This is a genomic window from Rathayibacter sp. VKM Ac-2856 (assembly GCF_013205055.1).
Taxonomy (GTDB): domain Bacteria; phylum Actinomycetota; class Actinomycetes; order Actinomycetales; family Microbacteriaceae; genus Rathayibacter.
Genome location: NZ_JABMLF010000002.1, coordinates 285,898 through 298,651, shown reverse-complemented (window position 1 = coordinate 298,651; position 12,754 = coordinate 285,898). Strand labels below are relative to the sequence as shown.

Genomic DNA, 12,754 nt, shown 5'->3' with positions numbered 1-12,754 from the left:
TAGCCTGAGCGGCACTATGGCCTTTGATTCGGACGCGGATTGGGACGACCCGGACCCGTTCGACCGGCCACCGCGTCGGCGGCCCCGGCGCCGCCTGTCGGCCGGCGAGGACCGCGTCACCGCGATCCTCCTGCTCGTCTTCCTGCTCGTGCTCGGCGCGATCCTCTTCGTCTTCGTCCTCATCGAGAACCTGACCTTCGATGCGAACCGTGTGAACAACCGCCTCGACGGCGTCTCGGTCCTCGGCGAGACGATGTGGATTGTCCCCGGAGCCGTGGGCCTGTCCGCCCTCGCGACGCTCGTCGCACTCCTGCGCCCCGACAGATCCCGCCGCATCTGGTGGATCCCGGTGGCCGGCATGGCAGTCACCGTCGTGGCATTTCTCGTCGCGTCCGGAATCGTGATCATCGCCGGGCGGTGAAAGTAGAGGGAAAAGTACTAGCAAAGGGAGACTCGAGCACAGACACGAGCGTCTCTCGCTAGTTGTTCTTCTTGATGTTTCTACTCTCGGGCTATGCCCGCTCTTACTCCCGCTGATCTTTCCCTCGAGCTGGGAGTGTCTCAGAAGCGTATTCGCTCTGTTCTCCGAGAAAACTTCGGGAATCTCGATCCCGACACCACCCGTTGGGCTCTCTCGGACGAGCAGGCCGACCTCGTTCGGACTCGAATTTCCCGACGTGCTACGGGAACGCGGTTCACGCTCGTTCCCGGAGATCAGGTTCGAAGACGATCGGTGCATGCCGCGTACGGCGGTCAGCAGCAGGGAGGCATTTCCACGCCGAAGTCCCTCGGCGAAATCCTGATCTTCACCGACCCAGCGAAGGGTGCCCGGTACGGGTACGACCGCTTCGAGGGCCTGCGCGAGGACGGTTCTTACTCGTACACGGGAGAGGGTCAGATCGGCGACCAGGTCTTTCTCCGCGGCAACCTTGCTCTCCGCAACGCCGCTGTTCAGAACCGCGTCATTCGGCTCTTCACTGTGCAGGGAACGAGCGTGACCTACATCGGAGCCTTCACCACGGGTACCCCGACCTACCGCTTCGAGACCATCCCCGACACTGAGGGAACGCTTCGACAGGGAATCATCTTCACCCTCGTCCCGATCAGCGCTGACGTCTCGACCCTCCCTGCGTATGGCGGTCGCCCGGTGGCGTCGCCGGAGCTCTCCGACTGGTCGGCGCCGGAATCGTCCGATGTTGTCATCGCGGGTGCAGATCTCAGCCCGATCGAGGAGCGCGTTGTCTCCCGGGTGGAATTCGAGCTCCAGGCGGCGTTCGGTGAGTGGCTGGCGGAGAACGGAACTCCGCCGAGTCGGCTCACCCTCCCCGTTGGCTCCACCCGGATTGAGCCTGATCTCTACGTGAAGTCGAGCGGCTGGATCATCGAGGCCAAGAAGTCGACTGCTCGCGCCTACGTGCGCACCGCAATCGGGCAGGTTCTTGATTACGCTCACGTCGCCAATGGCCTCGGCTGGGCGGCGGTGCCCGTCATTCTGCTTCCGGGCCGTCCCGAGGCAGACCTTCTCGAACTGATCGGGCGGCTCGGAATCATCACCGCTATCCGGACCGACGACGGCTTCGACCTCGTCGATCCCTAGGCGGTTAGCAGGGCTACCGCGGGGAGATCGGCCGGCGCCCACTCCAGTGGAGTGAGTTCAGAGCGCGTCGCCCACAGCATCGCGTCATGGTCGGTGCTGACGGTAGGACTCTCCGAGGAGAGTGTCGCCCAGAAGCACGACAGCCGAATCGTGCGTGCGAAGCCCGCGGTGTCGTCGACGGTCAAGAGTTCGCCGACCTCGATCTCGACGCCAAGTTCTTCGCGGATTTCTCGGGCGAGCGCCTGCTCGTGCGTTTCGCCGGCCTCGACCTTGCCGCCCGGGAACTCCCACTTGCCGCCCGCGTCCTTCTCGGGTCGGCGTCGGCAGGCCAGGATGCGGCCGTCGCTCTCGATGACGGCGGCAACAACCTCGAGGACATCCACGACTCCATGATGGGGCACCTCGCAACGAAGGCCGAGGGCGGCACATCGAGGGATTGTGCTGACTTTCCGGCACTGAGGCTTCGTTCTGAGGCGAGCCGGCCGGAGAGCCCACGCCTCCAACCCGGTCTTTTGACGCCCCCGCCACCCCCGTGTTACGTTCGCTCTCGGACATGTGACTGGTCGTGCAGGCAGGATCCGACGAAACGCGTACGAAGCGTCGTCGGGTCCTTTTTTTGTGCCCGGACGCCTCCTGACGCGCCGATGACGGTGTGGGGACAGCGACGGAAGCGGCAGAAACACGCGGCAGCACAGCGCAGGGAAGCGCGCGTCCCCCACACACCCGAAGGAGTACCGATGAGTACCCAGGACAGCGCGAAGGCGATCCTCGAGCACGTCGGCGGCGCCGGCAACGTCTCGAAGCTGCAGCACTGCTCGACCCGACTGCGCTTCGCGCTCGCGGACGACCAGAAGGCCGATGTCGACGCCCTCAAGGCGGTGCCCGGCGTGATCGGCGTCGTCATGGGGCCGCAGACGCAGGTCATCGTCGGCAACGGCGTCGCCGAGATGTACGCGGCGGTCGAGAAGCTGCGCGGCGGCACGGAGGCCACAGCCCCGAAGGCGAAGCAGCCCCGCTCGCTCAAGCGGCTCGGCGCGACGATCATGGACTTCGTCGTCAGCGTCTTCACGCCGATCATCCCGGCCATCGCAGGCGCCGGCATCTTCAAGTCGTTCCTCGTCCTCGCCTCGGCGGTGGGCTGGCTCGACCCCGCGTCCGACAACTTCCGGCTGCTGTCCGCCATCCCGGACGCGGTGTTCGGCTTCCTGCCGCTCCTCGTCGCCTACACGAGCGCCAAGAAGCTCGACGTGAACCGGCCGCTCGCTCTCGGACTCGTCGGAGTCCTGGTCTTCCCGGCCTTCACCACGCTGCTCAACCAGGAGGGCGGAGTCGCCCTCTTCGGCATCCCGGTCCCGGTGATCGCCTACAACGCGCAGGTGTTCCCGGCGATCCTCGCGGTCCTCCTGCTCTCGGTCGTCGAGCGCTTCTTCACGAAGCACTCCTGGGGCCCGATCCGCACCTTCTACGTGCCGCTGATGTGCCTCGTCATCGTCGCGCCGGCCACGATCTTCCTGCTCGGACCCCTCGGCTACTGGCTCGGCTCGATGCTCACCGGCGCCCTGATCGGCCTGTACGGCGCGCTCGGCTGGGTGGCCGTCGCCCTCCTCGCCGGCGTCCTGCCGCTGATCATCTCGGTCGGCATGCACAAGGCCTTCATCCCGCCGACCATCGCCACGATGGCCAGCGCGGGCAAGGACACCTTCTACCTCGCCTCCTCCCTCGCGCACAACGCGGCGGAGGCCGGCTCCAGCCTGGCGATCGCCCTGCGCACCAAGAGCGCGGCACTGCGCGCGACCGCCTTCTCCGGCGGCCTCTCCGCTCTCTTCGGCATCACCGAGCCCGCCCTCTACGGTGTCACCCTGCAGAACAAGCGCGCGCTGATCTCCGTGATCTCGGGCAGCGTCGTCGGCGGTGCCTACATCGGCGCCACCCAGGTCGCCGCGTTCGCGCTGGTCAGCCCGGGCGTCGCGAGCATCTCGATGTTCATCGACGGGCTGAACCCGTGGAACCTGCTCAACGCCGTCATCGGCCTGCTCATCTCCGTCGCCGTCTCGTTCGTCGTCTCCTTCATCATCTGGCGCGACGACGCCTCCGCCAGCGTCCAGGCCCTCGGCGACGTGGTCGCGAAGGACGCCGCCGACGCGACCGCCCTGACCGCCCCGCTCAGCGGCGACGTCATCCCGCTGAGCGAGGTGAACGACCCCGTCTTCTCCGCCGGCGTCCTCGGCGAGGGCATCGCCATCCGCCCCACCGACGGCGTCGTCCGCTCGCCGTTCGCCGGCACGGTCATCGCCGTCCTCAGCTCCAAGCACGCGGTCGGCCTGCGCCGCGACGACGGGGTCGAGGCCCTCATCCACGTCGGACTCGACACCGTCCAGCTCGACGGAGCGCCCTTCGACGCGCACGTCGCCGTCGGCGAGCGCGTCGAGGCGGGGCAGCTGCTGCTCACCGCCGACCTCGCCGCGATCACCGCCGCCGGCTACGACACCACCACCCCGGTGCTGATCACCAACTCGGCCGAGTACACCGTGCTCATCGAGGCCGCCGACCGCGTGTCGGTGGGCGATGCGATCATCACCGTCACCCAGAAAGAGAAGGAGCTCGCCGATGGCGCTGCCTGAGGGATTCCGTTGGGGCGGCGCACTCGCCGCCAACCAGGTCGAGGGCGCGTGGCGCGAGGGCGGGCGCGGGCCGGCCGTCAGTGACGTCGCCTCCTACAAGCCGAAGGCCGACCCCAAGGAGTACGCGATCCACCACCGGAACACGGTGGCGAGCATCACCGCGGCCATGGCGGACGACGACACCGAGTACTACCCCAAGCGCCGCGGCATCGACTTCTACCACCGCTATCCGGGCGACCTCGCGCTCTTCGCCGAGATGGGCTTCACCACCCTCCGCGTCTCGATCGCCTGGACCCGGCTCTACCCGACGGGGGAGGAGGCGGAGCCGCTCGAGGAGGGCATCGCCTACTACCTCGCGCTCTTCACCGAGATGCGGCGCCTGGGCATCGAGCCGCTGGTCACGCTCTCGCACTACGACCCGCCGCTCGCCCTGGCGCTCAAGCACAACGCGTGGGTCGAGCGCCGGACGATCGAGCTGTTCGAGCGCTTCGCCCGCACCTGCTTCGAGCGCTTCGGCCACCTGGTCGACATGTGGCTGTCGTTCAACGAGATCGACGGGATCATCCGCCACCCGTTCACCTCGGGCGGCATCATCGAGGAGACCGTCGAGGGCGGCGTCGAGCAGGCCTGCTACACGGCGCTGCACCACCAGTTCGTCGCTTCCGCGTCGGTCACCCGGATCCTGCACGAGCTCTGGCCCGAGGCGCGGATGGGCTGCATGCTCACGATGCTGACGACCTACCCGAACACCTGCCACCCCGACGACGTCGCGGCCACCCAGGCCAAGGAGCGGATGCTCTACCTCTGCACCGACGTCCAGGCCGGCGGCGCCTACCCGCGCCTCGCCCTGCGCGCGCTGGCCAAGCGCGGAGTCGAGATCCCCTTCGCGGAGGGGGACGCCGAGCTGCTGCGCGGGCACCCGGTCGACTTCATCTCGTTCAGCTACTACATGTCGATGACGGAGTCGGTGCGCCCGGACGCCGAGCGCACCCCCGGCAACACGGTCCTCGGTGTGAAGAACCCGTTCCTCGAGTCGAGCGAGTGGGGCTGGCAGATCGACCCGGTCGGCCTGCGCATCTCGCTGATCGACCTCTACGACCGCTACGGCAAGCCGCTGTTCATCGTCGAGAACGGGCTCGGGATGCGGGACGAGCTCGTTCCGGCGGACAATGAGGGGGAGGATCCCCGCATCCACGACCCCTACCGGATCGACTACTTCCGCGCGCACTTCGAGCAGATGATCCAGGCGGTCGACGAGGGTGTGGAGCTCCTCGGCTACGTGAGCTGGGCGCCGATCGACCTGATCAGCGCCTCCAGCTCGCAGATCTCGAAGCGCTACGGGTTCGTCTACGTCGACATGGACGACCTCGGCCACGGCAGCACGAACCGGTACCGGAAGGACTCCTTCCACTGGTACCAGCGGGTCATCGCGTCCAACGGCGCCGACCTGGGATGACCCTCGCCGCACCACCCGCCCGCCGGGCCGCGCAGACGCCGTCGACGGAGACACGCATGCAGACCATCAAGAAGGTGCTCAACTCGAGCGTCGTGCTCGTCGTCGACGAGCGCGGCGCCGAGCGGGTGCTGCTCGGCAAGGGCATCGGCTTCGGCGCGAAGGCGGGCGAGAGCATCGAGGCGTCCGCGGTGGACCAGGTGTTCGTCGCGCTCGACGACGCCGACCAGCGGAACCTCGTCGAGCTGCTCGCGCAGATCCCGGCCGAGTTCGTCGAGCTGACCCGGGCGGTCGTCGCCGACGCGGAGTCGGAGGGGCTGCGGCTCGACCCGCACGTCTACCTCGCGCTCACCGACCACCTGCACTTCGCCGTCGAGCGGCAGAAGCGGGGCCTCGCCGTGACCAACCGGCTCGCCTGGGAGATGCGCTCGGTCTACCCCGTGCAGTACGCGGTGGGGGAGCGGGCGGTCGCGGCGATGCGCTCGCGGCTCGGAGTGGACGTGCCGGACGACGAGGCGGCGAACGTGGCCTTCCACCTCGCCAACGCGGAGCTCGGTAAGGTCGGCATCGACTCGCTGCGGATCGTGCAGCTCATCCGCTCGGTCACCGCGATCATCCAGCACACGAGCGGTGCGGCGCTGGACCGCGAGGACCTGCGCTCGGCCCGCTTCGTGGCGCACCTGCAGTACTTCGCCGAGCGGTTCTTCTCGGGCGGGCTGCTGGTCAGCTCGGACGACTTCCTCTTCACCAGCCTGAGCACGCGGTATCCGCGGGCGATCGCGACGGCGGAGCGGGTGCGGGCGTTCGTGCGGGCGGAGTACGGTGCGGAGCTGCCGAACGAGGAGGTGGCGTTCCTGGCGCTGCACATCGCGCGGGCGGCGCCGGAGTAGTCCGCGGTCGCGGTCTGCAGGTCACTGCGGCCTGCCGGTCACTGCGGCCTGTCGGTCACTGCGTCCGGTCCGTCACCATGTCCTGTCCGTCATTACGGCCTGTCAGTCACTACGGAGAGAGCAGCATGACCCGCGGCACCGTCCACTTCGTCCGCCACGCGCAGACCCTGTTCAACGTCAACGGCCAGCTGCAGGGCTGGTGCGACTCGCCGCTGACCGCGCGGGGCGAGCGGCAGATCGCGGCCCTCGGCGAGCGGATGCGCGGGGTGCCGCTGGTCGCGGCGTTCATGAGCGACCTGACGCGGACGCGCACCACGGCTGCGGCGGCGCTCGCCGGGCATCCGTCGATCGAGCCGGTGCCGACGACCGCGCTGCGGGAGTGGCACTTCGGCGGCTTCGAGGGGCAGCCGAACGCGTCGCTCTGGGAGCCGGTCTTCGCGGATCACGGCTACTCGTACGTGCCGGCCTCGGCGGACTGGCCGCGGATGACCGACGCGGGCCTGGACACCGTGATCGACGCGATCCACCGACACGACCCGTCGGGGCGCGCGGACACGGCCGTGTCGGTGCGGCAGCGGGTGGAGGCGGCGCTCGCGCTGATCCTGCCGGCCGCTGAGCACGGCGACGTGCTGGTCGTCACCCACGGCACGGTCCTCGGCAGCCTCCTGCGCGCGATCGACCCGGCGCACCGGCCGCGCGCCGGCTTCCCCAACTGCGGCATCGTCCCGGTGACCGACGGCGTGATCGGCCCGATCGACGCGAGCTGCGCGGTCGAGTGACGCGCTGTCCACTCGGTACGGCGCCTGCGGCGCCTACTCGACCAGCGTGGGTCTCGATACGCCGCCTGCGGCGCCTACTCGACCAGCATGGGCGGGGCGGGCGGACGCCTGGGGCGGCGGTGCTGATTCGGGCCGGTCTCGATACGCCGCCTGCGGCGTCTACTCGACCAGCATGGTCGAGCGGCGAATCGAGGCGAGCGCAGGGCTGGCTGCCCCCCTCCATGCTGATCGAGTAGCGCGCGGAGCGCGCGTATCGAGATCCCCCCACCGCAGACACCCGAGCCGCCGAGGCGTCCTCGAACAGTCGAGACGTCCCGCCCCATCTGGACGCCTCGACCGTTCGAGGACGCCTCGCCGCAGCACCCCCGCCGGTCAGCCCTTCAGCGGGTCGTTCCCCCAGTTCATCAGCGAGTAGCGCCACTTCGTCTCGGTGACGTCGCCGGAGGGGCGCTGCTTCGAGTGCCGGGCGACGTAGCCGGTGACCTTCTTCATGTGCGCGTAGTCGTCCTCGCTGAGGTCGGCCTGCTTCGTGCCGAGGATCTCGATGATCCGCCGCCCGCTGTGGTGCCCGACCGATTCGCCGCCGCTCGCCGGCTTCTGCCCGACCTCCTTCGACTCGTCCTTCTCGAGCCACGACTCGATCTCCTTCGCCGTCATGTTCACGGCGTCGTGGAAGTCGTCGCGGATCCCGCGCTTCTCGTCGTCGGTGGTCTCGTCGCTCATCGTGCTCGCTCCTCGGGTCGGCGCCGCTGCCCGCGAGCGCTCCGGCTCCACTCGAGCGCCCCGCGGGCGAGAGGTCAAGCCCCGTGGCGCTCGACGGGCGCGCGCGTAGCGTCGGAAGCCAGCCGTCCGAGACCACCCATGCAAGAGGAAGGGGCCTCCATGCCCTCACGCAACACGCTCGTCCGCAGCCTCCACGACCTCGGTGCCGCCGCCTGGTTCGGCGGTTCCCTGATGGGCGCCGTCGGCCTGAACGGCGCGGCCTCCACCTCGTCCGACCCGTCGGAGCGCCTCCGTCTCGCCTCGAACGGCTGGGCCCGCTGGACCCCCGTGCAGCTCGCCGCGATCGCGGCCCACGGCGTCGGCGGCATCGGCCTGATCCTCGCCAACAAGACCCGCCTCGCGAACCAGCAGGAGAGCCGCACGAACACCGTCGTGAAGACGATCGTCACCGGTCTCGCGGGCGCCGCCTCCGTCACCGCCGCCATCGCCGGCGCGACCCAGGCGAAGCACACCGAGGAGGGCGCCCCGGGCGTCACCGAGGCGTCCTCGAGCAACTCCCCCGAGCTGACCACCGCCCTGCGCATCCAGAAGGCCACCCAGTGGCTGATTCCGGTGCTGACCGGCGTCATCATCGTCCTCGGCGCGCAGCAGGGCGAGCAGCAGCGACCGGTGAAGGGCCTCTTCGAGACCACCGCGCGCATGTTCCGCAAGTAGCCGTCGCGCGGCGCCGTCACGGTCCGCAACGCGGGGCCGCACGGCGTCACGCTCCTTCCACTCCGCCTCCGCCCGGGCCACCCTGGGCGGAGGCGGAACCCGTTCCCGGAGCGCGGTCCCGCCGTCATCGCGGCGTGCCCGAGAGGCCAGGGAGCGGTCTGCAACACCGCTGACGCGGGTTCGAATCCCGCCGTCGCGTCGATGACGAGCGTCGGTCGGGCCTAGATCCGCGGACGCGCGGCCTCGAACGCCGCGATCACGTCCTTCGGAAGCCGCCCGCGAACGCCGACCTCGTGACCGTTCGCGAGCGCCCAGCTGCGGATCTCGGAGGGGGATGCCGTCGACCGGTCCTGAGACGGCAGGGCGATGACGACGTCGGAAGCCCGGGAGCGCGTCGCAGCGGGCGTCGAGCGCACCTCGGGCTCGACGGCTGAGCGTGCCGGCTGAAGGTGCGCGAGAAGGATCTCGAAGGTGTCCGGGTGGACCATCCGAGTCCCGTGCTCGAGCGCACGGTCGTGCTTGCCGCCCGAGAAGGAGCCGTCCGTCACGAGGACGGCGGTGAGGCGGGACACGCTGCTGACCACCCGGACCCCGAGCTGCTCCGCGCGGCGTTCCAGCTTCTCGCGCTGGCGCTCGTCGCAGCCGGTGAAGGCGACGCGGTCCCCGACGTGGAGGGGAGCGCCGTGCGCCCAGATCCGCGGCAGCGGCCCGAGTCCGGCGCTCAGTCGGGCGATCCGCGCGCCGTCCGCACGATCGATGAGGGTCTTGACCGAGCCCGCCGGCACGGACAGCAGCGCGGCGAGGGCCAGGAGCTGCTGCCGTTCCGACTGCGACACCCGTCCGTCGTCGAGCGCTCGGTGGGCGAGGGCCTGCAGGAACGCGGTGTGAGCGGAGGCGACGTCCGCCGCGGAGAGGCCGAACGTCCGGGTGAGCTCGTCGAGGGCGGAGGCCTCCGACAACGACAGATCGCCGTCGGTGAGGCTGTCGAGCAGCAGCTCGAGGTAAGCGATCGTGCCGACCGGCGCGCCCTCGTCGATGAGCTCGAGAAGTCCGACATTCGTCAGCTGCTGGACGAGGGGCTGCTGCTCCGGTCGCTTGGGCGTGATGCGGACGGGTGCGGTTCCCCTGGCCGCGGTCGCGCGATGGCGTGACACAGCGGCTCTCGACGGCGTGCTCGGCCAGAGCGGGGTACGCGGAAGCGCGGCCAGAGCGGGACGCGTCCGTCGACGGTCGGCGACGAGGTAGCTGCTGAGCAGTGCAGCCGTGGCGCGGGCGTCGCCGAGCGCCGAGTGGGCGTCGACCAGCTCGACTCCGGCGCCCCAGCAGCAGTCGGCGAGCCGTCGGCGCTTAAGGTCCGGGAGATAGTGGTGGCTCCCGTCCATGGTGCAGAAGGTGGACAGCTGCGGGACCGCCCATCCCGCCGCCTGGAACTCCTCGTGCAGGAAGGCCGTGTCGAACTTCGCGTTGTGAGCCACGATCGTGACCCCACCGAGCGCGGCGGCGATGGTGGGGGCGAGGTCGCGGAAGAGCGGCGCGCCGGCGACGTCCGACGCGCGGATGCCGTGGATGTGGGTCGCGCCGACCGGTCCCTCCGGGTCGAATCGGGAGACCCATTCGTCGATCACGACGCCCTGCGCGTCTGTGCGGACGATCGCGAGTTCGAGGATGCGGTCCTTCCGCGGGGACAAGCCTGTCGTCTCGACGTCGATGACGGCGAAGGCGGGAACCGCGGAATTCGTCGTCCTCGGCGCGGTCTCGGGCGCCCGCTCCGTCTCCAGCAGGCTCAGAAGCCACTTCACGATCCCCACAGATGTCTCCCTCGTCGAGTGCCGGTCTTCATGCTGGCAGACGGTGGCGCGAGAGGAGCGTGGTGAAGAGCAGTTCTACTCGGAGCAGTCGCACCGGGCCTGCGTCGTGGCCGGTCAGAGCGCCTCCGAGCCGGGCAGCACCAGCTCGACCTTCGTCTAGGGGCATGACTCGACAGGGTTTGCTCGACCGTTGCATCGGCCGAGCTCTCGGCCTGAGCGGTCCCGATCACGTTCGAGACGCCGGTCGCGCAGCCGGCGGTGTAGACGGTGGCCAGGAGCCTGAGGAACAGCCGTCGTCTCGTCGACGCGCCGGTCTGCTCCAGAGGCCACTGCTCAGGTGTTCCTCGCTCCTCGAGCGTATTTGGACGCACGGTAGTCGGCGACCGCCGCCTTGCTGGAGCGGTACCGCCCATCGCTTCCGATGATCGCCTCCAGTCGCCCTCGACTTGCGGCCTGTCGCAGAGCCACGAGGCTGAACTCCTGATCAGCAAGAGCTTCCAAGGGCACATACTTCGCCGGTCCGGCGATGTTGGGGATCAGGCGATGCAGATTGTCGATGACGGAACGGCTGATGACCTCCGCGAGAGGACCGTCGTCTCCCTCGTCCGAACGCTGCAGCGCACGAAGATATCTCGACCGCTGCTCCTTCAGGATGATGGCGGGCGGCCAGCCGAGCCTGATCAACAGGAGATTCAGCAGCAGGCGACCGCTCCTGCCGTTTCCGTCGATGAAGGGGTGGATCGTCTCGTACTCACGATGAAGTCGTGCGAGCGCTTCAGGGACCTGAGCGATGGCGAGGTCGCCGTTGTTCAGGCGGCCGCGCAGAGAGTTAGCACGGTCGACCCATCCGCCGATCTCCGCTGCTACGAGCGTGAAAGCAGGCGGCTGCATCCCTCCGGCGAACGGGTGGATCTCGTGTCGGCGCCAGTTCCCCGGGCCTTCCGCGTCGTGAGCCTCCGGGTGGGGAGAGATGTCCCAGGCCTTCGTCATCATGACCGCGTGTATGCGGCGAACCTCGGTGACGATGACGAGGCCGTCGTGCTCCCAGGAGGTCGGCTCCATCGCCTGCTGATAGACCCAGCGTGCTGCCTCGGCGTAGCCCAGCACCTCCATGTAGTCCTTGAGCTCCTTCGAGCCCACGGCGCGGCCCTGCTCGAGCAGCTGCTCGACTTCGCGAAGAACGAGAGTGTTGCCTTCGATGGCGGTCGAATGATGCGCTTCGAGATGCCAGAGGTCGTCCCACAGCTTCTTCGCTTCGTGCGGCTTCGGCAGCCCTCCGTAGTTCGCGAGTTCGTCGATCGCAGTGGCGAAACGGCGGTAGACGACCTCCCGGCTCGGTCGGCCGCGCCCCGGCCGTGTGGCGTTCGAAGTTGTCACAGCTCTCCCTCGCTAAAAAAGCAACGACAAATTACCAGGAAGGGCTGAAGGGCCGTGATGTCTGTCGCGTTTCGTTCTACTGCGGGGTCGCGACGCAGACGGCGGAGGAGAAGGCGCCGGTGCCGGTCTCCTCGGCGAGGACCTCGCCGTCGAGGGTGATGCGGCAGGTGATGTCGCCCTCGTCGTCGGCGCCGTTCGTCGCGGTGATGGAGAAGGCCTGGAAGGCGGCGCCGCTGGCGACCTGCTGCTCCTCGGTGAAGGGGAGGGGCTGGCCGGCGACCTGCTCGACGCCGGAGTCCGTGCCGTCGAGGGTGGTGTAGAAGATCGAGGTGCTCGTGCCCGCGCCGGTGACCTCGTAGACCAGGGTCTGCGGGGGTCCCGAGGTCGCCGAGGCCTGTGCGGTGGCGATGGCGTTCGAGATGCCGGTCGCGAAGCCGGCGGTGTAGACGATCGCCAGGATGATCGAGAGCAGGATCGCCACGGTGTTGAGGATGACGCCGGTGATGGCGGCGCCCTTCCTCCGGCCCTTGAGGAACAGTGCGATGACGCCGAGAACCAGGCCGACGAAGGCGACGAAGCCGGAGACGAAGTTGACGATCGGGATGACGGCGCCGACGAGCGCGGCGATGCCGATGATCAGGGAGGCCAGCCCGAGGCCGTTGCCGCTCTTCGGCGGCTGCGGGCCGGAGCCGGGAGCGGGCTCGGAGAACAGGGCGGGGTTGTGGATCGTCATGCCGAGAGTCTCGCAGCCGCTCGGTTGACCCAGCTATCTCTATATAGGTAGCCTCGGCG

Annotated in this window: 12 protein-coding genes and 1 tRNA gene; 8 read left to right on the top strand and 5 right to left on the bottom strand. The window is 69.0% G+C overall.

The features are described from left to right. The first annotated feature begins 16 nt into the window (after positions 1-16). Together HQQ82_RS08445 and HQQ82_RS08440 are read left to right on the top strand one after the other, a co-directional pair. Positions 17-421 carry a hypothetical protein gene (locus HQQ82_RS08445; protein ID WP_173232597.1) on the top strand — a complete coding sequence of 135 codons (405 nt, stop codon included), beginning with the start codon at positions 17-19 and terminating at the stop codon, positions 419-421. 312 nt (positions 422-733) lie between these two features. Then, positions 734-1,597, top strand: a complete 864-nt coding sequence (locus tag HQQ82_RS08440; RefSeq protein ID WP_254071348.1) for a YDG/SRA domain-containing protein — start codon at positions 734-736, stop codon at positions 1,595-1,597. On the opposite strand, the gene HQQ82_RS08435 is transcribed toward HQQ82_RS08440, so the two are convergent. Further along, a complete protein-coding gene (locus HQQ82_RS08435) occupies positions 1,594-1,980 on the bottom strand; it encodes a (deoxy)nucleoside triphosphate pyrophosphohydrolase (RefSeq protein WP_173232595.1) in 387 nt (128 codons plus the stop codon). The two genes, HQQ82_RS08440 and HQQ82_RS08435, sit on opposite strands and share 4 nt — an antisense overlap. 354 nt (positions 1,981-2,334) lie before the next feature. Here HQQ82_RS08435 and HQQ82_RS08430 point away from each other — a divergent pair, with 354 nt between their 5' ends. From HQQ82_RS08430 to HQQ82_RS08415, 4 genes are all read left to right on the top strand, one after another. Next, on the top strand, positions 2,335-4,218 hold the full coding sequence (locus tag HQQ82_RS08430) for a beta-glucoside-specific PTS transporter subunit IIABC (RefSeq protein ID WP_173232594.1): 1,884 nt from the start codon (positions 2,335-2,337) through the stop codon (positions 4,216-4,218). Beyond that, positions 4,205-5,674, top strand: coding sequence for a glycoside hydrolase family 1 protein (locus HQQ82_RS08425; RefSeq protein WP_173232593.1), 1,470 nt, complete (start codon positions 4,205-4,207; stop codon positions 5,672-5,674). Before HQQ82_RS08430 ends, HQQ82_RS08425 begins: the two co-directional genes overlap by 14 nt. Positions 5,675-5,730: 56 nt before the next feature. Then, complete coding sequence (locus HQQ82_RS08420; protein ID WP_173232592.1) at positions 5,731-6,561, top strand: PRD domain-containing protein; 831 nt, start codon at positions 5,731-5,733, stop codon at positions 6,559-6,561. A 125-nt stretch (positions 6,562-6,686) separates the two neighbouring features. Then, positions 6,687-7,340 carry a histidine phosphatase family protein gene (locus HQQ82_RS08415; RefSeq protein ID WP_173232591.1) on the top strand — a complete coding sequence of 218 codons (654 nt, stop codon included), beginning with the start codon at positions 6,687-6,689 and terminating at the stop codon, positions 7,338-7,340. A 372-nt stretch (positions 7,341-7,712) separates the two neighbouring features. On the opposite strand, the gene HQQ82_RS08410 is transcribed toward HQQ82_RS08415, so the two are convergent. Next, complete coding sequence (locus HQQ82_RS08410; RefSeq protein WP_173232590.1) at positions 7,713-8,063, bottom strand: DUF3140 domain-containing protein; 351 nt, start codon at positions 8,061-8,063, stop codon at positions 7,713-7,715. Positions 8,064-8,222: 159 nt separating this feature from the next. On the opposite strand from HQQ82_RS08410, the gene HQQ82_RS08405 reads away from it, so the two are divergent. After that, complete coding sequence (locus tag HQQ82_RS08405) at positions 8,223-8,777, top strand: hypothetical protein (RefSeq protein ID WP_173232589.1); 555 nt, start codon at positions 8,223-8,225, stop codon at positions 8,775-8,777. A gap of 128 nt (positions 8,778-8,905) precedes the next feature. Then, positions 8,906-8,976 (top strand) — tRNA-Cys (locus tag HQQ82_RS08400). 22 nt (positions 8,977-8,998) lie between these two features. Here HQQ82_RS08400 and HQQ82_RS08395 read toward each other — a convergent pair. The 3 genes from HQQ82_RS08395 to HQQ82_RS08385 all read right to left on the bottom strand — a co-directional run bounded on the left by HQQ82_RS08395 (position 8,999) and on the right by HQQ82_RS08385 (position 12,695). Beyond that, a complete protein-coding gene (locus HQQ82_RS08395; protein WP_173239167.1) occupies positions 8,999-10,585 on the bottom strand; it encodes a histone-like nucleoid-structuring protein Lsr2 in 1,587 nt (528 codons plus the stop codon). A gap of 333 nt (positions 10,586-10,918) precedes the next feature. After that, positions 10,919-11,962 carry a Fic family protein gene (locus HQQ82_RS08390; RefSeq protein ID WP_173232587.1) on the bottom strand — a complete coding sequence of 348 codons (1,044 nt, stop codon included), beginning with the start codon at positions 11,960-11,962 and terminating at the stop codon, positions 10,919-10,921. Between the two features lie 76 nt (positions 11,963-12,038). Then, positions 12,039-12,695 (bottom strand): MmpS family transport accessory protein, encoded by a 657-nt coding sequence (locus HQQ82_RS08385; protein WP_173232586.1) that lies wholly within the window; start codon positions 12,693-12,695, stop codon positions 12,039-12,041. Positions 12,696-12,754 lie beyond the last annotated feature (59 nt).

What these genes read in the sequence shown, in the direction of transcription:
- HQQ82_RS08445 (WP_173232597.1), top strand. Translation starts at nt 17, where the DNA reads ATGGCCTTTGATTCGGACGCGGATTGGGACGACCCGGACCCGTTCGAC.
- HQQ82_RS08430 (WP_173232594.1), top strand. Translation starts at nt 2,335, where the DNA reads ATGAGTACCCAGGACAGCGCGAAGGCGATCCTCGAGCACGTCGGCGGC.
- HQQ82_RS08425 (WP_173232593.1), top strand. Translation starts at nt 4,205, where the DNA reads ATGGCGCTGCCTGAGGGATTCCGTTGGGGCGGCGCACTCGCCGCCAAC.
- HQQ82_RS08420 (WP_173232592.1), top strand. Translation starts at nt 5,731, where the DNA reads ATGCAGACCATCAAGAAGGTGCTCAACTCGAGCGTCGTGCTCGTCGTC.
- HQQ82_RS08415 (WP_173232591.1), top strand. Translation starts at nt 6,687, where the DNA reads ATGACCCGCGGCACCGTCCACTTCGTCCGCCACGCGCAGACCCTGTTC.
- HQQ82_RS08410 (WP_173232590.1), bottom strand. Translation starts at nt 8,063, where the DNA reads ATGAGCGACGAGACCACCGACGACGAGAAGCGCGGGATCCGCGACGAC.
- HQQ82_RS08405 (WP_173232589.1), top strand. Translation starts at nt 8,223, where the DNA reads ATGCCCTCACGCAACACGCTCGTCCGCAGCCTCCACGACCTCGGTGCC.
- HQQ82_RS08385 (WP_173232586.1), bottom strand. Translation starts at nt 12,695, where the DNA reads ATGACGATCCACAACCCCGCCCTGTTCTCCGAGCCCGCTCCCGGCTCC.